A 23870-nucleotide genomic window follows, 5' to 3' on the forward strand; every position below is an offset into this window, starting at 1 on the left:
CGTTCTGGTGCGGTTTGCCCCGGTACACAGCAGGATGGGAGGAAGAACCGTCCGGTCCGTGCGCCACGGACAGCCCCGCGTCCCCCGAGGAGGCCGACTCTTGGCCGAGCCACAGGCTGTGATCTCCCGGCCGGCCAGGGCCACGGTGTTCCTCGTGGTCACCGTCACGCCGGGGCACGAGGACACGGTCCGCGGTCTGCTGGAGGACGTCTCCGGACTGCGCCGCTCCGTCTCCTTCCGCGCCCCGGCCGACGAACTGGCCTGTGTCGTCGGCATCGGATCGGCCGTCTGGGACCGGCTGTTCAGCGGTCCCCGCCCCCGGGAGCTGCACCCGTTCGTGGAGTTGACGGGCCGGCGCCACCGCGCCCCGGCCACGCCGGGAGACCTCCTCTTCCACTTCCGGGCCCGCCGTCAGGACCTCTGTTTCGAACTGGCCCGGATCGTCGTGGAACGGCTGGAGGGCGCGGCCACGGTGGTCGACGAGGTCCATGGATTCAAGTACTTCGACGAGCGCGACCTGCTCGGCTTCGTCGACGGCAGCGAGAACCCCGAGGGCCCGGCCGCCGTCGACGCCGTGATCGTCGGCGACGAGGATCCCGCCTTCGCGGGCGGCAGTTACGTGATCGTCCAGAAGTACCTGCACGACCTGCGGACCTGGAACGCGCTGCCGTCGGACGAGCAGGGGCGGGTGATCGGGCGCACGAAGCTCGCCAACACCGAACTCCCCGACGAGATCAAACCGGCCGACTCCCATGTCGCCCGCAACACCGTCACCGACGAGAACGGCGACGAACGCAAGATCGTGCGGGAGAACATGCCGTTCGGCACCCTGGGCGAGGGCGAGTTCGGCACCTACTTCATCGGCTACGCGCGCACCCCCGAGGTGACCGAGCAGATGCTGCGCAACATGTTCCTCGGAGACGGCCGGGCCGCGTACGACCGCATCCTCGACTTCTCGACCGCGATCACCGGCTGCCTCTTCCACGTGCCGCCCGCCGGCTTTCTCGACGACCTCCCCGCCGCTCCCGGCGAGCGCGAGGCGGACGAGGGCGCGACGGACCCGACCGCCGTGACCGGCGAGCCCGCCGCGGGCCCCACCGCCACGGACGCCGAGGCCGCGCCGGCGGACGGCTCGCTGGGGATCGGCAGCCTCAAAGGAGTCCGCACATGACGACCGCACCCGACGCCGCCATCGCCGCCGGAACCGGCAACCTGCACCGTGAACTCGCACCCGTCACGCCCGCCGCGTGGAACGAGATCGAGGACGAGGCGCGCCGCACGTTCCGGCGCAACCTCGCCGGCCGGCGCGTCGTGGACGTCACGGGCCCCGACGGACCCGTGCTCGCCGCCGTCGGGACCGGCCATCTGTCGCGCATCGACGGCCCGTCACCCGGTGTCGCGGCCCGGCTGCGCCAGGTTCAGCCCCTGGTCGAGCTCACCGTGCCGTTCCGGGTGAGCCGCGACGCCGTCGACGACGTGGACCGGGGCGCCAACGACTCCGACTGGCAGCCGGTCAAGGACGCGGCCCGCACCATGGCGTTCGCCGAGGACCAGACCGTCTTCAACGGATACGTGGCGGCCCGTGTCGACGGTCTGCGGGCCCGTACGTCCAACCCCGTGCTCCGGCTTCCCGCGGAGCCGCGCGACTTCCCCGACGCCGTCAGCCACGCCCTGAGCACCCTCCGGCTGGCCGGCGTGCAGGGCCCGTACGCGCTGCTGCTGGGCGCGGAGGCGTACACGGCGGTCAGCGAGACCTCCGACCACGGCTATCCCGTCGCCGCCCACCTGGGCAGGCTGCTCGACGGCCGGCTGATCTGGGCACCCGCCGTGGAGGGGGCCTTCCTGCTCACCACCCGGGGCGGCGACTACGAACTGCGCCTCGGCGAGGATCTCGCCATCGGCTACACCGCCCATGACGCCACTGGCGTCGACCTGTACTTCCGCCAGACCCTGACCTTCCTCGTCCACACGGACGAGGCCGTGGTGGCACTCGACCCGTCGACCGACCGGGGCAGGGACACGAACGGGCACACGGGCGGGAACGGGGACACCGGCGGGGGAGCGGTCTGATCCCGGCGGGTGCGCGCGTGTCACCCGGGCGGGGCGGGCCCTCGCGGGGGTCCGCGGGCCGGGCCGTATCCGGTTTTCCGGCGCTCACCAACGCCCCCTACCTCTCGGCGAGTTCCGCCCTCGCCGGGGCGAACACGCAGGCCAGGACCCTCGCGGCGCCGCTGGCCGCTCCGGTTGCGGAGCAATAGGCGCCGCGAAATGGTGGAAGGACTCGTCGCCGCACCGGGAGCTGTCCATGTCGATGTCGTCCTACGGTTTCGGCTCGTCCGACCCCTTCGGTGACCTGCTGAACCGCTTCTTCGGGATGTCGCCCGCGTCCTCTCCACCGGCCGTGCAGCGCGTGCCCATCGGACGGCTGCTGACGGAGTCCTCGCAGGAACTCCTGAACCTCGCCGCGCAGCGCGCCCAGCAGGACGGGACCTCCGACCTCGACACGGAGCACCTGCTGTGGGCCGCCACGAAGGTCGAACCCGCCCGCTCGCTGCTGGCCCGCGCGGAGCTGGACCCCGACGCCCTCGCGGCCCAGCTCGCCGAGGTCCTCCCCCGGGAGAGCAGCGAACCGTCCTCGGAGCCGGGCCTGACTCCCGCGGCCAAGCGCACCCTCGCCGCCGCGTACGCGCGCTCGCAGGCGGCCGGGGTGTCCTACATCGGCCCCGAACACATCCTCGCCGCCCTGCTCGGCGACGCCGACACCGGCGCCGCCCAGTTGCTGCGCGCCGACGGACAGGACGCGCAGAAGCTGGCGGGTCTCACGGAACGCACGGCGCGTCCCGAAAGCCGCCCGGCCGAGCCCGACAAGCCCGCCACGACCCTCGACGAGTTCGGACGGGACCTGACCGAGGAGGCGAAGGCCGGCCGGCTCGACCCGGTCGTCGGACGCGCCGAGCAGATCGAGCAGACCATCGAGATCCTCTCCCGGCGCTCCAAGAACAACCCCGTGCTCATCGGTGAGCCGGGCGTCGGCAAGACCGCGATCGTCGAAGGGCTCGCGCAGCGCATCGTCTCCGGCGACGTCCCGGACACGCTCATGGGCAAGCGCGTCGTCTCCCTCGACCTGTCCGGCATGGTGGCGGGAGCCCAGTACCGCGGACAGTTCGAGGAACGGCTGAAGAAGGTCATCGAGGACGTCCAGGCGTCTGACGGGGAGATCGTTCTCTTCATCGACGAACTGCACACGGTCGTCGGCGCGGGCGCGACGGGCGAGGGCTCCATGGACGCGGGCAACATGCTCAAACCCGCGCTGGCCCGCGGAGAACTGCACGTGGTCGGCGCGACGACCATCGACGAGTACCGCAAGTACGTCGAGAAGGACGCCGCGCTCGAACGCCGCTTCCAGCCGGTGATGGTGCCGGAGCCGTCCGTCGAGGAGACCGTGCAGATCCTGGAGGGGCTGCGCGACGCGTACGAGGCGCACCACCAGGTCCGCTTCGCCGACGGAGCCCTGGCCGCCGCGGCGGAACTGTCCGACCGCTACATCAGCGACCGGTTCCTGCCCGACAAGGCGATCGACGTGATGGACCAGGCGGGCGCCCGGGTGCGGCTGCGCGGCGCCGTCCGCTCGACCGAGGTCTCCGAACGCGAGGACCGCATCGCGAAACTGCGCCGCGAGCGCGATCAGGCCGTGGCCGCCGAGGACTTCGAGCGCGCGGGCCGGCTCAAGGGGCGGATCGCCGAGGCGGAGGGCGAACTCGCGGGCATCGAGGAGCGGCGCGCCGGTGTCGTGTCCGTGACCGCCCGTGACATCGCGGACATCGTCTCCCGGCGCACCGGCATCCCGGTGTCCCAACTCACCGCCAGCGAGAAGGAGAAGCTCCTGAAGCTGGAGGAGGAGATGCACGCCCGGATCGTCGGCCAGGACGAGGCGGTCACCGCCGTCTCGCAGGCGGTACGCCGCAACCGGGCCGGCATGGGCGATCCGAACCGCCCCGTGGGTTCCTTCCTCTTCCTCGGCCCCACCGGCGTGGGCAAGACGGAGCTGGCCAAGACCCTCGCCGAGCAGTTGTTCGGCGACGAGAGCCGCATGGTCCGCTTCGACATGAGCGAGTTCCAGGAGAAGCACACGGTCGCCCGTCTCGTCGGGGCGCCGCCCGGATACGTCGGGTACGACGAGGCGGGGCAGTTGACCGAGAAGGTCCGCAGACAGCCGTACAGCGTCGTCCTGTTCGACGAGGTGGAGAAGGCGCACCCCGACGTCTTCAACACACTGCTCCAGATCCTCGACGACGGGCGGCTGACGGACGGTCAGGGGCGCACCGTCGACTTCCGGCACTGCGTCGTGATCATGACGTCCAACATCGGCGCGCACCGGATCCTGGACCACAAGGGCGACGTGTCCGATCTCAAGGACGCGTTGATGGACGAGCTGCGGACCCGGTTCCTGCCCGAGTTCCTGAACCGCATCGACGACATCATCATCTTCCACGGCCTGAAGGAGGACGATCTGGCGCAGATCGTCGAGCATCTCCTCGGCCGGAGCGAACGCCGGGTGCACGCGCAGGGCATGAAACTGGAGGTGACCGAGGCGGCCAAGAAACTGCTGATCGCCCACGGCCATCAGCCGGAGTTCGGCGCGCGCCCGCTCCGGCGCACGATCCAGACGGAGCTCGACAACGGCATCGCGGAGCTGCTGCTCGGCGGCGAGGCCGAACCCGGCGACACGATCGTCGCCGAGGACCGGGACGGCTCCGTGCGCTGCACCGTGCGCAAGGGCGCCGCGACCGGCGGTGCCTCGGACGACGGGCCTTCGGGCGACGGCGCGGAGGCGGAGCGGGGGAACGCGGAGCCCGCCGGCGACGCGGGGAAGTGACCGACGTACGACGAACGACGGGACGGAGGACTCCTGACACCGAGGACCTGCCCGGGCTCGCGAGACGCCGGGCAGTCGTTTGAGGAGGCTGCGCATGACGCACCACAAGTCCAACCGGGCTGTCGAAGGCGATCCGGAGCACGCCCACAACAGGGGAATGCCCCTGCGGTCCGACGACGACGAGCTCTACGCACGTACGGTCCGCGAGCGGCGGGAAGCCGGACTGCTCGGCGGGCCCATGGACGATCCCGAGGCCGCCTACCGGCGCGAGCGCGTGGAGATCGATCTGGAGGTGGGCTCCGGCCGGATCCCGACGGGCGATGTCACCCGGCGGGGCAGGGCCCCCTATCCGCCCTCCAGCTACGGGGACTGAACCCGCCGCGGGGCACGGACGCACCGGAGGACTCCGGATCACGGATCCTCCGGTCGGCCCGCCGTCACGCGGTCATGTGCCCAGGGAGACCACGACCGCGCTGCCGGGTCCGTCGGGTGCCTGGAAGTCCACGGTGTCGCCCGGCCGGTGACCGAGGAGCGCACGCCCCAGCGGGCTGTCGGCCGTGACGAGCGTCCGGTCCAGCACCGCCGCCCCGTCGCCGATCTGAACGGTGTCCGTCGTACCGTCCGCGAACCGGACGGTGACCGTACTGCCCACGCCGACCGTGTCCGTGGGCGGGGGGCCCGCCACGTCCGCCCCGGCGAGCCGTGTGGTGATCTGCGAGATGCGGTCGTCCAGACGGCGCAGGTCGTCCGCGCGCTGCAACTCGTCGGCCGCGTCCGCGTGGTCGCCGACCTCCGCGTCCGAGTCCTGGAGGGTCGCCGCGACCGTCGCGCGTTCGGTGCGCAGGTCGTCGAGTTCCCGTTCCAGTGCCTGCCGGGCGGCCTCGCTGATCGGTGCCGGTTCGCTGGCCATGCCTGCTCCTCGGTGTGCGCAATCTGAGTCGGATCGGAGTGCTATCAGCATATCCGCGCCGTCTTGTGCACTCATGAGTCGGATCGCGGTGGTATTCGATGTATGGAATCGTGGAGCACCGGAGTTCAGGACGCTGCGCGCTGTCCCGCGCGTGCGTCACGAGTGAGCCAGGGAGGTCCCATGTCCTCGAAGCGACGCCGGAAGAAGAAGGGCCGCCGCAAGCACGCCGCGAACCACGGAAGGCGACCCCAGTGCTAGCTCGGTGAGACTCTTGAACGCATCCCAGAACGGACAGGACGGCCGGGAACCCCACGTGGGGCCCGACCCGCGGGGCGAACCGGAATTCCATCCATACCACCACCCCGCCGCCGGCTGGGGTGCGGCCAAGAGCGTGGGCCAGTTCCTCGTGCGGGAGAGGGCCCTCGTGGACGGCCCCCGCGCCATCATGCGCATGAACCACGAGAACACGGGATTCGACTGTCCCGGATGCGCGTGGCCCGACGACACCAAGGGCCTGCACCTGGACATCTGCGAGAACGGCATCAAGCACGTCACGTGGGAGATGACCGGCAAGCGGGTCGGCCGCGAGTTCTTCGCCGCGCACTCGGTCACCGAGCTGTCCGGCTGGAGCGACTACGACCTGGAGGACCAGGGTCGGCTGACCGAACCGATGCTCTACGACCCGGAGTCGGACCACTACGTGCCGATCGCCTGGCGCGACGCGTTCGAACTCGCCGGGCGCACGCTGCGCGAACTCGACGATCCCGGCCAGGCCTCCTTCTACACCTCGGGACGCCTGGGCAACGAGGCCACGTTCCTCTACCAGCTCCTGGCCCGCGAACTGGGCACGAACAACCTGCCCGACTGCTCGAACATGTGCCACGAGGCCAGCGGCCGGGCGCTGACGGCATCGCTCGGCACCGGCAAGGGGACCGCCGACCTCAAGGACTGGGAGACCACCGACGCCCTGTTCATCATGGGCGTCAACGCCGCCTCCAACGCGCCCAGGATGCTCACCGCCCTGGCCGAGGCCTACCACCGCGGCGCCCAGATCGTGCACATCAACCCCCTGGTCGAGGCCGCCGCCACCCGGACGATCGTCCCGCACGACTTCACGGACATGGCCGTCCTCAAGTCCACCCGGACCAGCACCCTGAACCTCCAACCGCGCATCGGCGGGGACATGGCGCTCCTGCGAGGGATGGCCAAGGCGATCCTGGAGCAGTCCGCGACGGATCCCAAGGCCCTGGACCAGGAGTTCATCGACCGTCACACGGCGTACTTCGACAAGTACCGCGCGGTCTGCGAGGCCACCTCCTGGGACGCGATCGAGCGCCAGTCCGGGATCGACCGGGACGGCATCCTCCAGGCGGCACGCGTGTACCGCGACGCCGACCGCACCATCATGAGCTGGTGCCTCGGTGTCAGCCAACACGAGCATGGCGTCGACACCGTACGGGAGATCGTCAACCTCCTTCTGCTGCGCGGCAATCTCGGCCGCGAGGGCGCCGGCCCCTCACCCGTGCGCGGGCACAGCAACGTCCAGGGCAACCGGACGTGCGGCATCGACCACCGGCCGAGCGAGGAATTCCTCGACCGGCTCGGCGAGGTCTGCGGGATCGACCCGCCCCGCGAGCACGGCATGGACACCGTGGCCACCATCCGCGCCATGCACCGCGGCGACGTGAAGGTGTTCGTCGGCATGGGCGGCAACTTCGCCCTCGCCGCGCCCGACACCCCGTACACCTACGCGGCCCTGCGCAACTGTGAGCTCACCGTCCAGGTGAGCACCAAGCTCAACCGCAGCCACCTCGTGCACGGCCGCCGGGCGCTGATCCTCCCGTGCCTGGGCCGGACCGAGAAGGACCAGCAGCGCGGCGGGCTCCAGAGCACCTCGGTCGAGGACTCGATGAGCATGGTCCACCTGTCCGTCGGCATGAAGCGCCCCGCCTCCGAGGACCTGCTGTCCGAACCGGCCGTCATCGCGGGCATCGCGCGCGCCGCCCTCCCGGACAGCGAGACCCCCTGGGAGTGGTACATCGAGGACTACGACCGCGTCCGCGACACGATGGCCCGGGTCCTCGACGGATTCGAGGACTGCAACCGGCGGGTACGCCTGCCGCTCGGGTTCCGGATCAAACAGCCCGCCCGCGAACTGGTCTTCCTCACCCCGTCGGGCCTGGCCGAGTTCTCCGCGGCCCCGCTGCCCGACGTGATCCCCGAACCCGGCACCCTGGCGCTCGGCACCATGCGGTCCCACGACCAGTGGAACACCACGATCTACTCGGACAACGACCGCTACCGGGGCGTCAAGAACCTGCGCACGCTGGTCTTCATGAACGAGGACGACATGCGCGAACGCGGCATCTCCGAGTTCACCCCGGTCGAGATCGTCAGCACCGCCAAGGACGGCAGCCACCGCCGTCTCGACGGCTGTCTGGCCATCCCCTACGACATCCCCCGCGGCTGCGCGGCGGGCTACATGCCGGAGATGAACGTCCTCTGCGCGATCGGCGACTACAGCCTCCAGAGCGACCAGCCCTTGATGAAACACGTCAAAGTCACCATCACACCGTCCGGTTGAGGCTTCAAGAAGTGTTGACCCGCTCCTTACCCGGCGGCGCTGGGCCGGGCCCGCGTTGTTGGTTAGGGTGACAAAGGCTCGCGTACGGGCCCAGTCGGACACAACGGGGGTTCGTCGGTGGGGAGTTGGCGTCGGGCGGAAGCTGCCGTGGTGCCCCCGGCACTCCGATTGCGGCTCGGGCTGACCGCGGTCCTCGCCGCGTCGGCGGTCCTCGCGCTCGGAGCCTTCTACGCCGGTGACAGCGAGCCCGGCCCGGTGGACGCGCGGCTCGGGACAGCGGCGTACGACGTCGGCCCACCGTGGCGGAACGTCGCCCTGGCACTGGACTTCCTGGGGGAACCCGCGGGCGCGACGGCACTCGTCGTGACCCTCATGGCGGGCTGTCTGCTCCTCCGGCGTCCCCGCGCCGCGGCGCTCGTCGCCTCCGGCGCCACCGCGGCCGTGGTCACGGCGACGCTGCTCAAGTCCCTGGTGGGGCGCACCATTCACGGCGACGGGAACCTGTCCTACCCGAGCGGCCACACCGCCTTCGCCACCGCGCTCGCCCTCGCGGTGGCGCTGGCCGCGACCGGCCGGTTCGGCCTCGGCAGAACCGCCGGCACCGCACTCGTGCTCGGCGCGGCGCTGACCGCCGGCACCGCCATGGGCTGGGCGCAGGTCGCCCTCGGCGCCCACTACCCGACCGACGCCCTCGGCGGCTGGTGCACCGCGCTGGCGGTGGTCCCGGCGGCCGCGTGGCTCGTCGACCGGACGGCGGACCGGATGACCGGCCGGGCGGCCGGCCGGACGGTGGAGCGCCGGACCGACGGGACCACGCGACGGCCGCCGGGCGGCCGTCCCGCGAACCGGCCGGCCGACCGCGTGGAGGACCGGAGAGCCGGCCGCACGGCGGACCGGAACGCCGGCCGCACGGCGCACCGGACGGCCGACCGCACCACGGACCGGAGACCCGGCCGGTCAACCGGCGCGCGGACCGGCCGGATCGCGGGCCGGACGCCCGGTCGCACGGCCGACGCCGTTCACCGGGAGGTGCGCTGACGCCATGTCACCTCACCCCATGTCACACCAGACGGCGGAACACGGGCTTCACCGGCCGTCCGGCGAGCCAGGGGGTGGGATCGGCGGCGTCAAGTGCCTTGCGGTACACCGCACATGCCTGGGCGACCACGTCGACCGTGTGATCGATGTCGGCGTCGTCGAGCGCGCTGCTCACCACGAACGAGGGGGCCAGCACCCCGCCCGCGAGGAGTCGGCGCAGGAACAGGGTGCGGTACTCCTGCGAGGGCTGCCCCTTCTCGTCGAGGGTGGCGAAGACCAGGTTGCTGGCCCGGCCCCGGACGACGAGATGGTCGCCGACGCCCATGGCGGCGGCGGCCTCGCGGACACCGGCGGCCAGCCGCTCGCCGAGGGAGTGCAGCCGCGCGGTGACGCCCTCCTCGGTGTAGACGGTCTGGACGGCCATCGCGGCCGCCAGAGAGTGCGTCTCGGCGCCGTGCGTGGTGGACAGCAGGAACACCCGCTCGCCGGAGTGACGCAGCCCGCCCAGCTCCATCAGTTCACGGCGCCCGGCCAGCGCCGAGACGGCGAATCCGTTGCCCAGCGCCTTCCCGAACGTGGAGAGGTCCGGGACGACGCCGTACAGGCCCTGGGCGCCCGCCTCGGACCAGCGGAAGCCCGTGATCATCTCGTCGAAGACCAGGACACAGCCGTGCCGGTCGGCCAGCGCGCGCAGCCCGGCGAGATACCCGGGCGGTGGCTCGGTCTGGGCGGCGGGTTCGAGGATCAGGCAGGCGACCTCGCCCTCGTACCGGGTGAGCAGCTCCTCCGTGGCGGCCAGGTCGCCGTAGGGGAACCGCACGGTGAGCTCGTTGGTCTCCGCCGGAATACCGGCGGACATCGGTGTGGTGCCGATGAACCAGTCGTCCACGGAGAAGAACGGATGGTCGGCGCAGATCGCCACGCGCGGACGCCCGGTGGCGGCACGGGCCAGCCGTACCGCCGCGGTGGTCGCGTCCGAGCCGTTCTTCGCGAACTTCACCATCTCGGCGGTCGGCACCGTGGCGAGGAAGCGTTCCGCGGCCTCGACCTCCAGGATGGACGGCCGGACGAAGTTGCTGCCGCGGTCGAGTTCCCGCCGGGCCGCCTCGGTCACGCGCGGGTGCGCGTGACCGAGGCTGACCGAGCGCAGGCCGGAGCCGTACTCGATGTAGCGGTTCCCGTCGACGTCCCACACGTGGGCACCGCTGCCGTGACTGATGACCGGGGCCAGGTCGGCGGGATACTGGTCGTCGCCCTTGGCGTAGGTGTGCGCGCCCCCGGGAATCATGGCGTGCAGCCGTTCGTTCGCGGTCCGCGAGCGGGGCAGGAGGAGTTCTTGGGTGTCTTCGGTTGGCACTCCGGCCTCAACTTTCTTGGTGCTGCAGGACCTTGGCGAGGCTTGGCGCCTCCCGGTCCCTCTGGGACATCGATGTGACCGGCAGCGGCCAGGCGATGGCGAGCTCCGGGTCGTCGAAGGCGATGGTCACGTCCTCGGTGGGATCGTGCGGGCGGTCGATCCGGTAGGACGTGTCGGCGGTCTCGGTCAGGGCCTGGAAACCGTGCGCGCACCCCGCGGGGATGTACAGGGTCTTCTGCGTCTCGCCGGACAGCTCGAAGGTGGCCACGTTGCGGTAGGTCGGCGAGTCCGGGCGCAGATCCACGACGACGTCGAAGATCTTCCCGTACGAGCACCGCACCAGCTTGGCCTCGCCCGCGCCGGAGCGCAGGTGCAGGCCGCGCAGCACGCCCCGGACCGATCGGGACACGCTGTCCTGGAGGAAGACGTCCGGGTCCAGACCCACGGATCGGACCACGTCCGCGTCGAACGTGCGGCAGAAGAAGCCGCGTTCGTCGGCGAACGGAGTCGGCTCGAACAGGTACGCGCCGGCGATCGCCGGTACTTGGGTCGCTCTCATCGGGTCTCCCGCTGGGCGTGGGCGTGGTCGGTCGCCGGGAACAGGGTCGCGCTCAACTCGTCGAATTGTTCGTCCAGTTGCCGGGCGGCGGCCAGGTTGCGCTCGGCGAGGATCAGCCGCAGCTCCGCCGACCGCTTCTCCAGCGCCCGGAACTGTTCGAGCAGTCGGTCGGCGTCGACCTCGCGCGCCGGGTGGCAGTACGCGCCGAGACCCATCCGCTCCATGAGCGCGTCGCTCTTCGCCGCGTAGCTGAGCGCGAGCGCCGGTGTGCCGGTCTTCAGCGCGCAGATCAGGTTGTGGTACCGGACCGCCACCACCGTGTCGGCGGCGGCCATCTCGTTCATCAGGTCGGCCAGCGAGGCCGGTTCGGCGGCCGTGACCAGCGGTGAGTCCACCGCGTCGAGGATCGCGGCGACCACCGACGTGTCGCAGGTGTCACCGGTGAGCAGCCGGACCGGTCTGCCCTCCTCGGCCAGCGTGCGCACGAACCGGATCGTCCCGTCGAGGTAGCGCCGGTGGATCTCCTCGGCCCGGGCGCGGTCGTCGTTGCCGCCGTGGAAGTCCATGACACCGACGCAGACCGGGCCCGGCGCACCTGAGGGCTCGATGGGGGTACCTCCCTGCTCTGGGGGCCCCTCCCGGCCGAAGGCTGGGGGAGAAGCCGAGAGCTCGGGGGACGGCGGCGCGGGCAGGGAGAACGCGAGGTCCGGGTAGACCTTGTCGCGCGCGGTGTCCACGCCCATCGCCCGCATCGCGTCACGGGACTGGTCGTCCCGGTAGGACCGGTACGCGGCCAGCCGCCCCGACCAGCGCACCAGGGTCCGCGTCGGCCGGTTGCGGATCTCGGCGGCCCCGACGCCGGCGAGCGCGACCCGGGTGCCCAGCAGCCGGCCGCTCGCGCAGAGCAGGAAGAGCGAGTAAGGGAAGCCCCACGGCCGCAGCGGCAGCGTGGCCTCCAGGACACCCATCCCCGGGACGATCACGACGTCGTGCCGGCGTACCCAGGCGGCGGTGCGGAAGACGTCGACGAGTTTGCCCAGACCCTTGCCGACGACCGCGCCGGCCCGTGACGCCGTCCGGTACTCCCCGCGGTACCAGTGCAGCCGCGTCGCGGGGATGCCGAACCGGGCGGTGACGGCCTCGGGCCCGCCGCACAGCGCGTCCACGACCGCCTCCGGGTGCCGGCGCCCCAGGTACCCGAGCACGGCCTCCAACGACCCGTCGTTGCCGAGGTTGCCGGAGCCGAGCAGGCCGAACACCCCGACGCGCACAGGAGTTCCGTCCGCCGCCGTCACGCCTGCCTCCCCTCACGGCCGGCGACCAGGGCGTCGACGGACACGGTGAGCCGGTCCGGGTCGACCGGGGCGCGGTCCTCGACCCGCTCGCCGGCGCCCGGCCGGACCCGGCTGGTCATCCACGCGGCCAGGTGGCGTCGGCAGGCGCGCCGGTCGGCCGGGGACAGCGGCGCTCGCCGGATCGCCGAGGCGAAGCCCCAGACGTACTCGGCGAGCAGCCGGGGCGTCGGGTGCAGCACCCCGGCCCGGCGCGGATCCAGGTTGACGCACCGGGAGCGCTTGGAGGGGTTCGCCCGCTCGGCGCGGGTGGGGTGGTCGCGCCGGAAGTACAGCAGCTCGGGCACCTGGTGGAAGGCCCCGTGCAGGGTGATCTCGGCGACGTACGTGCGGTCCGCGTGGTGATAGCTGTCCATCGGCTTCACCCGGCGCAGCATGTCGGTCCGCATGACCCCGTAGAAGTCGTCGCCGCCGGGCTCGAACAGCAGACTGCGGAAGCGCTCCGGCGCGCTCGGCGAGTCGGTGGCGAGTGTGTACTCGTAGGGGACCTTCACCTTGCCGTCGCCGTCGATGACCGCCTGGCCGGTGTGCGCGAGGATCATCTCGGGCCGCTCGTCCAGTGCCTCCACGCACAGGCGCAGCAGGTCCCGGCCGTACAGGTCGTCGTGCGAGGCCCACTTGAACAGCTCGCCGCGGGACTCGGCGAGCACATGGTTGTGGTTCGGCGTCGCGCCGATGTTCCGGGGCAGCCGGATGTACCGGATGCGCGAGTCCTTCGCGGCGTACCGGCGGCAGATGTCCTCGGTGCCGTCGGCCGAGGCGTTGTCGGAGACGACCAGCTCGAAGTCCTCGTAGGTCTGGCCGAGCAGGGCGTCGAACGACTCGGCCAGGTACTCCTCGCCGTTGTACACGGGCAGGCCGATGCTCAGCCTGGGTTGCGCGGTCATGACGTCCTCACTTCGCGGATCGGTTCTTGAGCGTGCTCGCGCACGGCGGACCGCAGTTGCAGCCACCACACGGCCGAGCCGCCGACGGTCGCGGCGGCGACGCCCCAGGCCGAGCCGACCGCGCCGCCGGCGGCGGCGCCGCCGAGCCCGCCGCCGACGTAGCAGACGGAGGCGAACAACTGGCAGCGCAGGCTGCGCCGGGCCGCGCCGAGCGCGCGCAGCCCGGCCGCCGCGCCGGTGCCGAGGCCCGCGCCGGCGACGCCGAGGCTGATCGGCACGATGAGCTGGGAGGCGGAGTGCCAGACGTCGCCGAGCACCATCTCGCCGACTCCGCCGGGGATCAGCAGCAGGGCCGCGCCCCAGATCAGCGAGCCCGCGGCCTGCCCCCCGCCGAGGAGCAGGCAGAACCTGGCCAGCCGATGCGGGGCCCTGCGCAGTACCCGTGCCGCCTCCGGGACGGTGACCAGCGAAAGCCCCATCAGTATGGTGAGGAACGGGCCCATGAGGAGTTCGGCGCCCCGCACGGCCCCCACCGCGCCCACCCCGACGATCACGCCGACCCCGTACGCCCGCAACTGGCTCGCGCCGCTGAGGCTGACGTTCTCGACCAGGTACCGGTAGCCGAGGTCGCGCTGTTCGCGCAGCCACCCGCGCGCCTCGGTCATGCGGGGCCGGATGCCGGACTGGATGTACCCGTACCCCGCGGCCACCGTGGCGGACGCGCCCCAGGCGAACACGAAGGCGGCCACGGTGCCGACGTGGGCGGCCACCACCATGGCGGGGACGAGCGCGACACCCCACACGACGTCGTTGAGGAACGCCTTGCGCCCGGTGCCCGCGGCGAAGAACGAGTACCGCCAGGCGTCCTGGAGCAGCAGCCCCGGCAGCAGGACACCGAGGGCGGCGAACGCGGGCCCGACCCGGCCGCCGAGGCCGAGCCCGGCCACCAGGCACACCACGCCGAGGACGCCGCCGACGCCGAGCGCGGTGCCCGTCGAGCGGCCCACCGCCCCGCGCCAGGCCGCGCCGGGCGGGCCGCTGAACCGCACGGTGAGCGGATCGGTGGCCAGCCCGCGGGAGACGTTGAGCACCACGCCGTAGGTCACCCAGGCGAGGCTGAACACGCCGAACGCGGTCACCCCCAGCGAGCGGGCCACGTAGATGCCCACCGCGAAGTTGCTCACGCTGGACGCCGCCTGGTCGGCCAGCCCCCAGGACAGCCGGCCGACGAGGGCCCGCTTGGCGGACCCGGCCGGTGGCGCCGCCTTCGGCGGATTCTCCCCCTCGGTGGTCATCGGCGTCACGTCTTGATCAGGTCGGCGTCGCGCAGGGCGCCGGCCGCGGCGGCGACGGTGTCGAACGGCAGCCCGGCGCGCTCCGCGACGTCCAGCAGACTGTGCTCGCCGTCGGAGAGGCTGAGCACCCACAGCATGGCCATCTGGGCTTCCTTGGCGTCGCTGCGGCCGCCGAGCGAGTCGTACAGCCCGCGCCGGCCGAGCTGCGGTTCGCCGTAGGGGCTGAGGTTGACGTACCGCCGGTTGCGGTCGAGGACGGCGAACGCCTCGCGGCAGACGGCGAGCGTGTCCGCCATCGCCTCCGGGGAGACGAAGTCCAGGTCGTCCGCCGAGGTGTGGTACTCGGGGTACCCGGCGTACGGGGTCCGGCTGAGCGAGCCCACCCCGAGGTCGAACCCGGGCGAGCAGTACTGCCGCTCGTCATAGCCGTACGGGGTGAACTCCTTTACCTCGTGCGGGCGTTCGGACGTGCGCAGCACATGCTCCAGCACCCGGTCGATCTCCGCGTCCCCGCGCCTGCTCCGCTTGTACGTCAGCCGGCCCGAGTCACCCGCGCAGGCCAGCACCAGCCCGTGCTTGACCCGGTCCACCCGCTCCACGTTGCGGGCCAGCCAGGTGATCGCCCCGACCGTGCCCGGTGCGAAGATGAACCGGTAGGTGTAGTACGGGTCCTGCTCCGCCAGCGCGCGCGCCAGGTACACCGCCACGGCGATGCCGGCCAGGTTGTCGTTGGCCAGCGACGGGTGGCAGACGTGACAGGAGACGATCACCTCGTCGGTCACCCGACCGGGGACCACGTGCTCGGCGTAGGTGAGGTGGCCGTCGGCGAGCGTGGAGTCGACGCACACCTCGTACTCGCCGTCCGGCAGCGCGTCCAGGGTCTCCTGGGCGAGGCAGAACCCCCACTCCGGCTTGTAGTAGCTGGTGCGGTACGGCACCAGGGCCGGCTGGTCCGGCAGGGTGTGCAGATGTCCGCGCAGCTCGGACAGCGGCATGGTCGCCGACACCGGCACGCTGTAGCCGAGCACGTGCAGGCTGGACGCCGCGAAGTCGACGACCCGCCTGCCGGTGCCGTCGGCTATGTAGGCGTCCCTGATGTTCCACTCCTGCGGCACCGTCCAGTCGAGCACCTGGGTCCCGGTCGGCACCTCGTGCACCTGGAGCGGGATGTGCTCGCCGACGATGTCCAGGGTGGCGCGCACCCCGTCGCCGGTGATGCTCCGGCACAGCGGGTACAACCGCTCCACCAGCGCGTACATCTCCTCCCCGGCCGTGCTCATCGGCGCCACCGCAGGGTCTCGTCGACGGTGCCGGCGTCCGACGCGGCCCGCAGCACGGCGAGCCGGGTGAAGCGCTGCTCGAAGGCCTCCCGGGTCAGCCCGTGCTTGCGGTAGGCGTCGGCGAGTTCGAGCGCGCCCTGCTTGACGGTCCACTCGCAGTCGAAGCCGGGCAGCGCGGCGCGGAACCGGGAGAAGTCCACCCGGTACGACCGCGGGTCGGCGCCGTTCTCCCCGGTGATCACGACCTTGGCGCCGGACACCGCCTCGGCGACCTGCTCGGCGATCTCGGCGACGGTGACGTTGTTGACCTCGCTGCCGATGTTGAACGCCAGGTCGTGCACGGCCTCCCGCGGCGCGACCAGCGCGGCCGCGAAGGCCCGCGCGATGTCGGCGGCGTGGACCAGCGGGCGCCAGGGCGTGCCGTCGGAGAGCACGAGGACCTCGCCCGACAGCAGGGCGTGCCCCACCAGGTTGTTCAGCACGATGTCGGCGCGCAGCCGGGGCGAGAAGCCGAAGGCGGTGGCGTTGCGCATGTACACCGGGCTGAAGTCGCCGTCGGCGAGCTCGTGCAGGTCGTCCTCGACCCGCACCTTGGACTCCGCGTACGGCGTCACCGGCCGCAGCGGGGCGTCCTCGGCCACCAGCTCGTCGCCGCCGGCGGCGCCGTAGACCGAGCAGGTCGACGCGTACAGGAAGCGCCGCACGCCCGCCTCGCGGGCGAGCCTGGCCAGCTTCACGGACGCGTGGTGATTGATGTCGTAGGTGAGGTCCGGGGCCAGCGCGCCCAGCGGGTCGTTGGACAGCGCGGCCAGGTGGATCACGGCGTCGACCCCGGCCACGTCCTCGGCCGTGACGTCGCGCAGGTCCACCTGCCGCGTCGGCGGGTCGGCGGGCGCGGGGCCGAGGACGCAGTCGGCGAACAGGCCGGCGTCAAGACCGACGACCTCGTGTCCGGCGGCCGTGAGGACCGGGGCCATGACGGTGCCCAGGTAGCCCTGGTGCCCGGTCAGCAGTACGCGCAAGGTTCATTCCCCCAGGTCGAGAGTGAGTTTGGTGACGGCGAACGCCTCGGCGTAGCGCGCGTTGCTTTCGATGCCGCGGATCCGGGCCAGCCCGAGGAAGGCCTCCCGGTCGTACCAGGGCCGGTGCTGCTGCGAGGGGTAGTGCTCCTGAAGCAGCCGCACCTTCTCCTCGGCGATCTCCGGTGCCAGCGGCTGGTACGCCGACGGACGGCCGAGATCGCCGTCCCACTTGACGATCTCGTAGCCGAGCACGAGGTGGTCGCGGAACGCGGTGGTCATGAGCTTCGCCAGACCGCGGTGGTCCTGGTGCGCGTCGTCGGTGCGCGGGGCCAGGACGAGATCCGGCTCCGTGGTCGCGCGCAGCTCCTCGACCGCGCCCTTGGCCTCGTCCCAGTGCGCGGGCAGTCGGCCGTCCGGCAGCTTGTGCACGGTCAGCCCGAGGTCGGCGCCCGGGCAGAAGGCGGCCAGCGCGGCCCGCTCCTCCTGTTCCCGCTCGCCGCCGCCACCGCTGAGCACCAGCGCGTCGACCCGGAGGCCCGGATGCGCGCGGCACAGCGTCAGCAGCGTGCCGCCGGCGCCGATGGCGATGTCGTCGCAGTGCGCGCCCACCGCGACGATTCTGTTCAGGCGCCCGGCCCCCAGCCGGATCACGCGGTGCCCGCCGTGGCGCCGACCCGGCTCGCGGGCACCCGTGCCACGGTGCCGCCCCGCTCCCACACGGCCCACGGGCGGTCGCCCCGGGTGTAGGCCTCGTCGAGCGCGGCCCGCTCCTTCACGGTGTCGGTCGGCTTCCAGAAGCCGCGGTGCTGGTGCGCCACCAGCCGCCCCTGCTTGGCCAGTTGGGCGCAGCCGTCGGCCACCAGGTCCCCGTTCTCCGGGATGTGGTCGAAGACCTCCTGGCGGAGCACGAAGTAGCCGCCGTTCTCCCACAGCGGCATGTCGCTGACCGCGGTGATGCCGCCCACCAGGCCGTCCTCGCCCAACTCGACGCAGTGGAACGAGGACTGCGGCGGGACGACCATCATCGACGCGCCGGCGTCGCGCCGGGCGAAGTTGTCGATCATCTCCGGCAGCGGGGCGTCGGTGAGCACGTCGGCGTAGTTGGCGAGGAACATCTCGTCGCCGTCCAGGTGGTGCCGCACCCGGCGCAGCCGCTCCCCGATGGGCGACTCGATGCCGGTCTGCGCGAACGTGATCGTCCAGTCGGCTATGTCGGTGGACAGCAGCTCGGTCCGCCCGCCCCGCAGCACGAAGTCGTTGGACGTCGTCTCCTCGTAGTTGAGGAAGAAGTTCTTGATGTGGTGGGCCCCGTAGCCGAGGCACAGGATGAACTCCTTGTGCCCGAAGTGCGCGTAGTAGCGCATGACGTGCCAGATCAGCGGGCGCGGGCCGACCATCGCCATCGGCTTCGGCACGTCGTCGGAGGTTCCGTTGCGCATCCGCATCCCGTAACCGCCGCAGAACAGGACGACCTTCATGCCTTGACCTCGACAATGCTCAGTTCCGGAATGGGAAACACGAGTCGGCCGCCCCATTCGTGCACGAAGGACAACTGCTCGGTCAGCTCGGCCCGCAGGTTCCACGGAAGGACCAGGACGTAGTCCGGCTTGTCGGCGGCGATCCGCTCGGGTGCCAGGATCGGGATGCGGGTGCCCGGGGTGAACCGGCCGTGCTTGTAGGGGTTGCGGTCGACCGTGTACGCGAGCAGGTCGGGCCGGATGCCGCAGTGGTTGAGCAGGGTGTTGCCCTTGCCCGGGGCGCCGTAGCCGACGACCGTCTCGCCGCGCTCGGCCGCGTCGATGAGGAACCGCAGCAGATCCCGGCGGACCTTGGCCACGCGTGCGGAGAACTCGGTGTACCCGGACAGCTCCTGGAGCCCGGCGGCCTTCTCCCGGTCGAGCACCTCGGCCACGCGGGCGGAGGGCTCGCCGGCCACCTCGGCGGGCCGCGCCCACAGTCGGATGGAACCGCCGTGCGTGGGCAGCAACTCGACGTCCACGAGCGCGAGTCCACCGCTGGCAAGGGCTCGGACCGCGGAAGCAACGGTGTAGTACTGGAAGTGCTCGTGGTAGATCGTGTCGTACTGGTTCTCCTCGATCAGGGTCAGCAGGTGCTGCACCTCGATGGAGACCCAGCCGTCGTCGGCGACCAGGGCGCGCAGACCCTGGGTGAACCCGACCACGTCCGGGATGTGCGCGTACACGTTGTTGGCCACGACCAGGTCGGCCGGCCCGTGCTCGGCGCGCACGGCGGCACCGGTGTCCGGGTCGAGGAACGCCGTCAGCGTGGGCACACCCGCCTCGCGGGCCGCGGCGCCGACGTTCACCGAGGGCTCGACGCCCAGGCAGCGGATCCCCCGCTCCACCACGTGCTTGAGCAGGTATCCGTCGTTGCTCGCGACCTCGGCCACGAAGGCGTCGGGGCCGAGGCCCACCCGCTGTACGGCGTCGTCGACGAACGTGCGCGCGTGCTCCACCCAGGACGTCGAGTAGGACGAGAAGTACGCGTACTCCGTGAACGTCTCCTCCGGCTCGATCAGCGGAGGGATCTGCGCGAGCCAGCAGTCGGTGCAGACCCGCAGGTGCAGCGGGTACGCGGGCTCGGGCTGGTCCAGTTGGTCAGCGGCGAGAAAGCTCTCGCACGGCGGTGTCGCCCCCAGGTCGACGACGCTCGCCGTCGCGTGCGAGCCGCAGAGTCGGCATCGTGTCATGTACTTTCCCCATCCCCCTTGAACGCGCGGGTGTCCCCGCCGCGAGCATGTGCCGACCGTCCCGCGATCGCGGTCCGGTACTCCTCCAGCAGGCGCTCCAGCCCGACGGCCGGGCTGAAGCCCTGTTCGTAACGGCGCCGGGCCGCCCTCCCCATCTCCCGGTTGTCGTCCGGCCCGGCCGTGATCCGGCGCAGACAGGACGCGAGCGAGGCGGCCTCACCCGGCTCGTGCAGCAGCCCCGTCACCCCGTCCTCGACGAGTTCGACGAAGGCGCCGTGACCGGCGGCGACCGTAGGGACCCCCGCCGCCATCGCCTCCACGACCACGAGGCCGAACGCCTCCAGCCAGGTGGAGGGAGCCACCACGGCGACCGACCGCGCGATCGCCCGCCGGCACTGCTCCTGGTCGTACAGGCCGACGTAACGGACGTCGTCCCGGCCTGCGGCCCAGGCGGTCACCTCGGGCTCCAGCGGTCCCGTTCCGGCGATCACGAGCGGTACGCCCACACCGCCCCCGGCGGCGATCTCGTCCCAGGCGGCCATGAGCAGCCGTACGCCCTTGGCCTCCGCGAGCCGGCCCAGATAGAGCACGTGCTCGCCCGCGCCCTCCCGGCGGGCGCCCGGTTCGGGCACGAAGTTGTGCTTCACCGCCAGCCGCCCGGCCGGCATGCCGGCCTTCACCAGGACGTCGCGCTGCGCTGCGGAGATGCAGAAGAACCGCTCCACCCCGGTCCACCACCGCCGCCGGTTGACCGACATGCTGACCGCGAGCGGCACCGTCGCCAGCCGGGAGCCGCGGTAGCAGCCGTGCCGGACGGCGGGCAGCGGTGTGGACCCGACGCACTCGGTGCACGGCCGGCCGTCCCGCTGGAGCGTGCCGGGCGGGCAGATCTGGGTGTAGTTGTGCAGCGTGGCCACCGCGGGCACGCCGGCGTCGGCGCAGGCGGCCAGCACGGCAGGCGACAGGAGCGGGAAGACGTTGTGGACGTGCACCACGTCCGGCCGGTCCGCGCGCAGCCGGTCGGCGAGTTCCGAGCGGACCGCCGGGTTCCACGGCACCAGCAGCGGTATCGCCACCTTGCCCGGCAGGGACCGGGCGGCGATGTCGTCGCTGCGCCGCTCGAACGTCTCGACCCGGTGGCCGGCCTCCCGCAGCAGCGCCACCTCCTGGTCGACGACCTTGTTCTCCCCGCTCGGCTGCGCCGAGGCGTAGCGGTTGTGCACCACGAGGACGTGCATGCTCAGATCACCTCCGATCGCTGGGCCCATCGAGGGACGTGTCGCCGGGGAAGCCGGGGCCCCGGCGGGGGAGCCGCCCGGTCGGGCGTCGCCAGCAGCGAGGCGGCCACGGCCAGGTGCAGCAGATACGGCGAGGCGTCGCCGAGTCCGGCCTCGGTGTACGAGGCGATCGCGCAGTAGCTGATCAGGAAGATCGCGCAGGCCCTCGACAGCGACGGCGGCCGCAGCAGCGCGACACCGCCCAGCACGATGATGATCGCGGCCACCAGGACGACGCCGACCACTCCCTGCTCGTTGAAGACGGCCAGCCAGCTGTTGTCGATGGGCAGCCCGTCGAACGACTTGTCGCCCAGACCGGCGCCGAACAGATACTCCGTGGTCGACCGGGGCTCCGCCAGCAGCGCGTGCCAGACCTTGGCCCGGCCGGTGAGGCTGGAGAAGTTCTCCTGGCTCTGTCCGCGCAGGAACCACGTCTGCAGCGCGGAGGCGAACCCGACCGCGGCCACCGTGCCGATCGTCACCGACCAGGTGAAGAACCGGCGGGCGGCGCCGCTGGTGAGGATGAGCGAGCCGATCGCCAGCGCCAGCCCGACGAGCAGGCCGAGCGTGGCCGTACGGGTGTGGGTCAGGGCGAGCAGGACGAGGGAGGGCACGATGACCACGGCCGCGCTGGTCCGGTCGGTCCGGCGGCCCAGCAGGAGCAGCACGGTCAGCCCGATGATGACCGCGGCGTACTGTCCGATCTGCGGCGGGGTGAGTGGCCAGAGCGCGCCGACCAGCCGCCCGCCGTAGAGGTCGGGCAGGGCCGCGCCGGGCGAGGCGACCAGACCGGCGGCCACCGTCGCGAGCACCGCCAGGTACATCCGGATGTGGTGCCGGACGAACGTCTGGCCGCCGTCCCACCAGCGGCTGACCAGCCACAGGGTGCCGACGAAGAGGGCCAGCCGGAAGCAGCGGAACAGGGCGCCGAACCCGGACTCCAGATGCATGCTGGAGATCACGCTCATCACCAGGAGCAGGGTGAGCAGGAACAGGTAGGCGCTGGTCCGGATGCGCAGCCGGAGATTGACCGCGAGGGCCAGCGCGAACGCGGTGACCAGCGCGCCCATGGTGACCATCTGGATGAGGGAGCGGGGCAGCGGGACGATGGTCTTCGCCCCGGCGGACCCGAGGGTGTTGAGGATCAGCAGCCCCCAGACGGTCCCGATGATCTTCGGTGTACGGTCCGTGTTCATCTCAGCCACCGTCCTGGGCGCGGAAGGTGCTGCCCGTGTCCTGCAGATACGGCGTCCCCTGCCACTGGCCGGAATCGAGCACCCGGCTCGGGTCGTGGGCGACGAACCTCCACGGCCCGACGTAGGTGTTGTCGTGCCAGCGGTTGTGCTGCTTGCCGGTGATCGCCTCCGCCACCCGCTCGCCCTGGTACGGCGACCAGTCCGGGTAGGTGCCGTAGTTGGCCAGCACCGCCATGCGGTCGCACTTCACCGCGCAGTCGACGACGGACTTGTCCAGCGCGAAGCGGTTGTTGTGGATGTCCACCCGCTGGGTCTTCCAGCGGCAGTCGGCGTACAGCGGTTCGGTCGCGATCCCCGGCCGGGCGCAGCGGCGCATGTCCTTCACCAGCAAGGTGCAGTCCCCGGACGAGGTGTTGGCCGGGCTGTTGCAGAACCGGTCGGCGTTCTCCCACAGGGTGATCCCGGACCAGTTGTTCTCCAGCACGTTCCGGTAGATGTCGATCCTGTCCGTGCGGGCGTGGACCCGCGGTTCGCCGCCGGACTCGGAGATGTAGATGGTCGCGAACGGGAAGTTGTCCCCGCGGTCCGCGTACTTGCGGCCCTCGACCCAGTTGTTCCGCCGGATCGTGTTGTTGCGGACGACCGCGTTGTAGCTGGTCTCGTAGATCAGCGCGGCACCGTCGTTGGCCTCGATCAGGTTGTCCTCGATGAGGAAGTCGTTGTTGTTCGTGTCCGCCCACAGCCCGGTTCCGCGGTTGTCGTGCACCCAGTTGCCGCGTACGTCGGCGCCGTCGACGGCCCAGAACTTGACGCCCCCGGTGCAGCCGCAGCCCGGCCGCTTCCGCTCCCAGTCGTCCGTGTTGTTGCCGACGATCTCGTTGCCCTCCAGCACCAGGCCGCTGATACGACCGTTGCCCTTGTACGCGTTCACGCCGTACTGGCCGTTGTCGCGAAGGCAGTTGGCGCGGACCTGCTGGCGGGCCCCGGCCATCAGCCCGGCACCCGAGTTGTGCTGGATCGTCGCGTGCTCGATCACCCAGCCGTCGGCGGAGTCGTGGTTGACCACGCCCTCGTCGCGCGGGGCGACGAACCCCTGCACGGTCAGATAGCGGATGGTGACGTCCGGGGCCGCGCCGGCGAACGCGTACTGATTGGTCTTGCGGCCGTCGAGCACCGCGCCCGGAGCGCCGAGGTAGACGTCCCCCTTCTTGGGGATGACCTGGGCGTAGCGATCCCGCTCCAGCCTGTGCTTGCCCGGCTTGAGCCAGAACGTGGTGCCCGGGGGGCTCTTCTTGGTCTTCTCGGCCAGGTCGCCGGCCTTCGAGGGGTCGACCGTCACCGCGCCCGCCGGCGCCTTCGCCGGCCCGGACGCGGGTTTGGCGCACATCCGGGCCACGGACGTGGAGGGCCCGGCCGTCGGCTTCAGCCGTGAGTCCTGTGAGCTGTCGCAACCGGTCGCCGCCGGCAGGGCCAGCGCCAACAGCGCAGCCGGCAGCGCCCAGTGCCGCCAGTTGATCCCCAAGCGTC

General features: G+C 71.7%; 19 protein-coding genes and 1 pseudogene. 6 read left to right on the forward strand and 14 right to left on the reverse strand.

All coding sequences use genetic code 11. The features are described 5' to 3' along the window. Positions 1-100: 100 nt before the first annotated feature. The 4 genes from ACIQ7M_RS00600 (at position 101) to ACIQ7M_RS00615 (ending at position 5249) form a co-directional block, all read left to right on the forward strand. Positions 101-1171, forward strand: coding sequence for a Dyp-type peroxidase (locus ACIQ7M_RS00600; RefSeq protein ID WP_403638367.1), 1071 nt, complete (start codon positions 101-103; stop codon positions 1169-1171). Next, on the forward strand, positions 1168-2070 hold the full coding sequence (locus ACIQ7M_RS00605) for a family 1 encapsulin nanocompartment shell protein (protein ID WP_403638368.1): 903 nt from the start codon (positions 1168-1170) through the stop codon (positions 2068-2070). The genes ACIQ7M_RS00600 and ACIQ7M_RS00605 overlap by 4 nt, the downstream gene beginning before the upstream one ends. Positions 2071-2305: 235 nt before the next feature. Further along, complete coding sequence (locus ACIQ7M_RS00610; RefSeq protein WP_403638369.1) at positions 2306-4876, forward strand: ATP-dependent Clp protease ATP-binding subunit; 2571 nt, start codon at positions 2306-2308, stop codon at positions 4874-4876. 94 nt (positions 4877-4970) lie between these two features. Next, complete coding sequence (locus ACIQ7M_RS00615) at positions 4971-5249, forward strand: hypothetical protein (RefSeq protein WP_355761708.1); 279 nt, start codon at positions 4971-4973, stop codon at positions 5247-5249. Positions 5250-5321: 72 nt separating this feature from the next. Here ACIQ7M_RS00615 and ACIQ7M_RS00620 read toward each other — a convergent pair whose 3' ends face one another. Then, a complete protein-coding gene (locus ACIQ7M_RS00620) occupies positions 5322-5786 on the reverse strand; it encodes a GreA/GreB family elongation factor (RefSeq protein ID WP_355761706.1) in 465 nt (154 codons plus the stop codon). Between the two features lie 271 nt (positions 5787-6057). Between ACIQ7M_RS00620 and ACIQ7M_RS00625 the strand changes: the two genes are divergently transcribed. Together ACIQ7M_RS00625 and ACIQ7M_RS00630 are read left to right on the forward strand one after the other, a co-directional pair. Further along, the gene (locus ACIQ7M_RS00625; RefSeq protein ID WP_403638371.1) at positions 6058-8370 is read left to right on the forward strand and encodes an FdhF/YdeP family oxidoreductase; all 2313 of its coding nucleotides are present in this window, start codon (positions 6058-6060) and stop codon (positions 8368-8370) included. A gap of 117 nt (positions 8371-8487) precedes the next feature. After that, positions 8488-9150 (forward strand): annotated as a pseudogene (locus tag ACIQ7M_RS00630) (phosphatase PAP2 family protein); the annotation flags it as partial. A gap of 280 nt (positions 9151-9430) precedes the next feature. Here ACIQ7M_RS00630 and ACIQ7M_RS00635 read toward each other — a convergent pair. The 13 genes from ACIQ7M_RS00635 to ACIQ7M_RS00695 are packed head-to-tail and all read right to left on the reverse strand — an operon-like array spanning position 9431 to position 23865. Next, entirely contained in the window at positions 9431-10765 is a 1335-nt protein-coding gene (locus tag ACIQ7M_RS00635) for a glutamate-1-semialdehyde 2,1-aminomutase (RefSeq protein ID WP_403638373.1), read from the reverse strand. A 7-nt stretch (positions 10766-10772) separates the two neighbouring features. Next, positions 10773-11324, reverse strand: a complete 552-nt coding sequence (gene rfbC, locus ACIQ7M_RS00640; RefSeq protein WP_386981536.1) for a dTDP-4-dehydrorhamnose 3,5-epimerase — start codon at positions 11322-11324, stop codon at positions 10773-10775. After that, positions 11321-12619 (reverse strand): polysaccharide pyruvyl transferase family protein, encoded by a 1299-nt coding sequence (locus tag ACIQ7M_RS00645; RefSeq protein ID WP_403638375.1) that lies wholly within the window; start codon positions 12617-12619, stop codon positions 11321-11323. The genes rfbC and ACIQ7M_RS00645 overlap by 4 nt, the downstream gene beginning before the upstream one ends. Further along, positions 12616-13563, reverse strand: coding sequence for a glycosyltransferase family 2 protein (locus ACIQ7M_RS00650; protein ID WP_389840723.1), 948 nt, complete (start codon positions 13561-13563; stop codon positions 12616-12618). Before ACIQ7M_RS00650 ends, ACIQ7M_RS00645 begins: the two co-directional genes overlap by 4 nt. Continuing rightward, positions 13560-14858 (reverse strand): hypothetical protein, encoded by a 1299-nt coding sequence (locus tag ACIQ7M_RS00655; protein WP_403638377.1) that lies wholly within the window; start codon positions 14856-14858, stop codon positions 13560-13562. Before ACIQ7M_RS00655 ends, ACIQ7M_RS00650 begins: the two co-directional genes overlap by 4 nt. A 5-nt stretch (positions 14859-14863) precedes the next feature. Beyond that, positions 14864-16138 carry a DUF4910 domain-containing protein gene (locus tag ACIQ7M_RS00660; protein ID WP_386984504.1) on the reverse strand — a complete coding sequence of 425 codons (1275 nt, stop codon included), beginning with the start codon at positions 16136-16138 and terminating at the stop codon, positions 14864-14866. After that, positions 16135-17160 (reverse strand): SDR family oxidoreductase, encoded by a 1026-nt coding sequence (locus ACIQ7M_RS00665; protein ID WP_355761684.1) that lies wholly within the window; start codon positions 17158-17160, stop codon positions 16135-16137. The genes ACIQ7M_RS00660 and ACIQ7M_RS00665 overlap by 4 nt, the downstream gene beginning before the upstream one ends. A 3-nt stretch (positions 17161-17163) precedes the next feature. Continuing rightward, on the reverse strand, positions 17164-17811 hold the full coding sequence (locus ACIQ7M_RS00670; protein WP_355761681.1) for a PIG-L family deacetylase: 648 nt from the start codon (positions 17809-17811) through the stop codon (positions 17164-17166). Beyond that, positions 17808-18638, reverse strand: a complete 831-nt coding sequence (locus tag ACIQ7M_RS00675) for a glucose-1-phosphate cytidylyltransferase (RefSeq protein WP_403638380.1) — start codon at positions 18636-18638, stop codon at positions 17808-17810. The genes ACIQ7M_RS00670 and ACIQ7M_RS00675 overlap by 4 nt, the downstream gene beginning before the upstream one ends. Continuing rightward, positions 18635-19870, reverse strand: coding sequence for a methyltransferase domain-containing protein (locus ACIQ7M_RS00680; protein WP_403638382.1), 1236 nt, complete (start codon positions 19868-19870; stop codon positions 18635-18637). The genes ACIQ7M_RS00675 and ACIQ7M_RS00680 overlap by 4 nt, the downstream gene beginning before the upstream one ends. Beyond that, positions 19867-21108, reverse strand: a complete 1242-nt coding sequence (locus ACIQ7M_RS00685) for a glycosyltransferase (RefSeq protein WP_355761673.1) — start codon at positions 21106-21108, stop codon at positions 19867-19869. The genes ACIQ7M_RS00680 and ACIQ7M_RS00685 overlap by 4 nt, the downstream gene beginning before the upstream one ends. A gap of 2 nt (positions 21109-21110) precedes the next feature. Beyond that, entirely contained in the window at positions 21111-22343 is a 1233-nt protein-coding gene (locus ACIQ7M_RS00690) for an O-antigen ligase domain-containing protein (protein WP_403638385.1), read from the reverse strand. 1 nt (position 22344) lies between these two features. Then, positions 22345-23865, reverse strand: a complete 1521-nt coding sequence (locus tag ACIQ7M_RS00695) for a right-handed parallel beta-helix repeat-containing protein (RefSeq protein ID WP_403638387.1) — start codon at positions 23863-23865, stop codon at positions 22345-22347. Between the last annotated feature and the right edge of the window lie 5 nt (positions 23866-23870).

Source organism: Streptomyces sp. NPDC096324 (assembly GCF_044763015.1).
Lineage (GTDB): Bacteria > Actinomycetota > Actinomycetes > Streptomycetales > Streptomycetaceae > Streptomyces.

Bases quoted from the DNA above. Each gene is read 5' to 3' on its own strand.
- ACIQ7M_RS00610 (WP_403638369.1), top strand. From the start codon at position 2,306: ATGTCGATGTCGTCCTACGGTTTCGGCTCGTCCGACCCCTTCGGTGAC.
- ACIQ7M_RS00605 (WP_403638368.1), top strand. From the start codon at position 1,168: ATGACGACCGCACCCGACGCCGCCATCGCCGCCGGAACCGGCAACCTG.
- ACIQ7M_RS00690 (WP_403638385.1), bottom strand. From the start codon at position 22,343: ATGAACACGGACCGTACACCGAAGATCATCGGGACCGTCTGGGGGCTG.
- ACIQ7M_RS00660 (WP_386984504.1), bottom strand. From the start codon at position 16,138: ATGAGCACGGCCGGGGAGGAGATGTACGCGCTGGTGGAGCGGTTGTAC.
- rfbC (WP_386981536.1), bottom strand. From the start codon at position 11,324: ATGAGAGCGACCCAAGTACCGGCGATCGCCGGCGCGTACCTGTTCGAG.
- ACIQ7M_RS00675 (WP_403638380.1), bottom strand. From the start codon at position 18,638: ATGAAGGTCGTCCTGTTCTGCGGCGGTTACGGGATGCGGATGCGCAAC.
- ACIQ7M_RS00685 (WP_355761673.1), bottom strand. From the start codon at position 21,108: ATGCACGTCCTCGTGGTGCACAACCGCTACGCCTCGGCGCAGCCGAGC.
- ACIQ7M_RS00650 (WP_389840723.1), bottom strand. From the start codon at position 13,563: ATGACCGCGCAACCCAGGCTGAGCATCGGCCTGCCCGTGTACAACGGC.
- ACIQ7M_RS00620 (WP_355761706.1), bottom strand. From the start codon at position 5,786: ATGGCCAGCGAACCGGCACCGATCAGCGAGGCCGCCCGGCAGGCACTG.
- ACIQ7M_RS00655 (WP_403638377.1), bottom strand. From the start codon at position 14,858: ATGACCACCGAGGGGGAGAATCCGCCGAAGGCGGCGCCACCGGCCGGG.
- ACIQ7M_RS00615 (WP_355761708.1), top strand. From the start codon at position 4,971: ATGACGCACCACAAGTCCAACCGGGCTGTCGAAGGCGATCCGGAGCAC.
- ACIQ7M_RS00680 (WP_403638382.1), bottom strand. From the start codon at position 19,870: ATGACACGATGCCGACTCTGCGGCTCGCACGCGACGGCGAGCGTCGTC.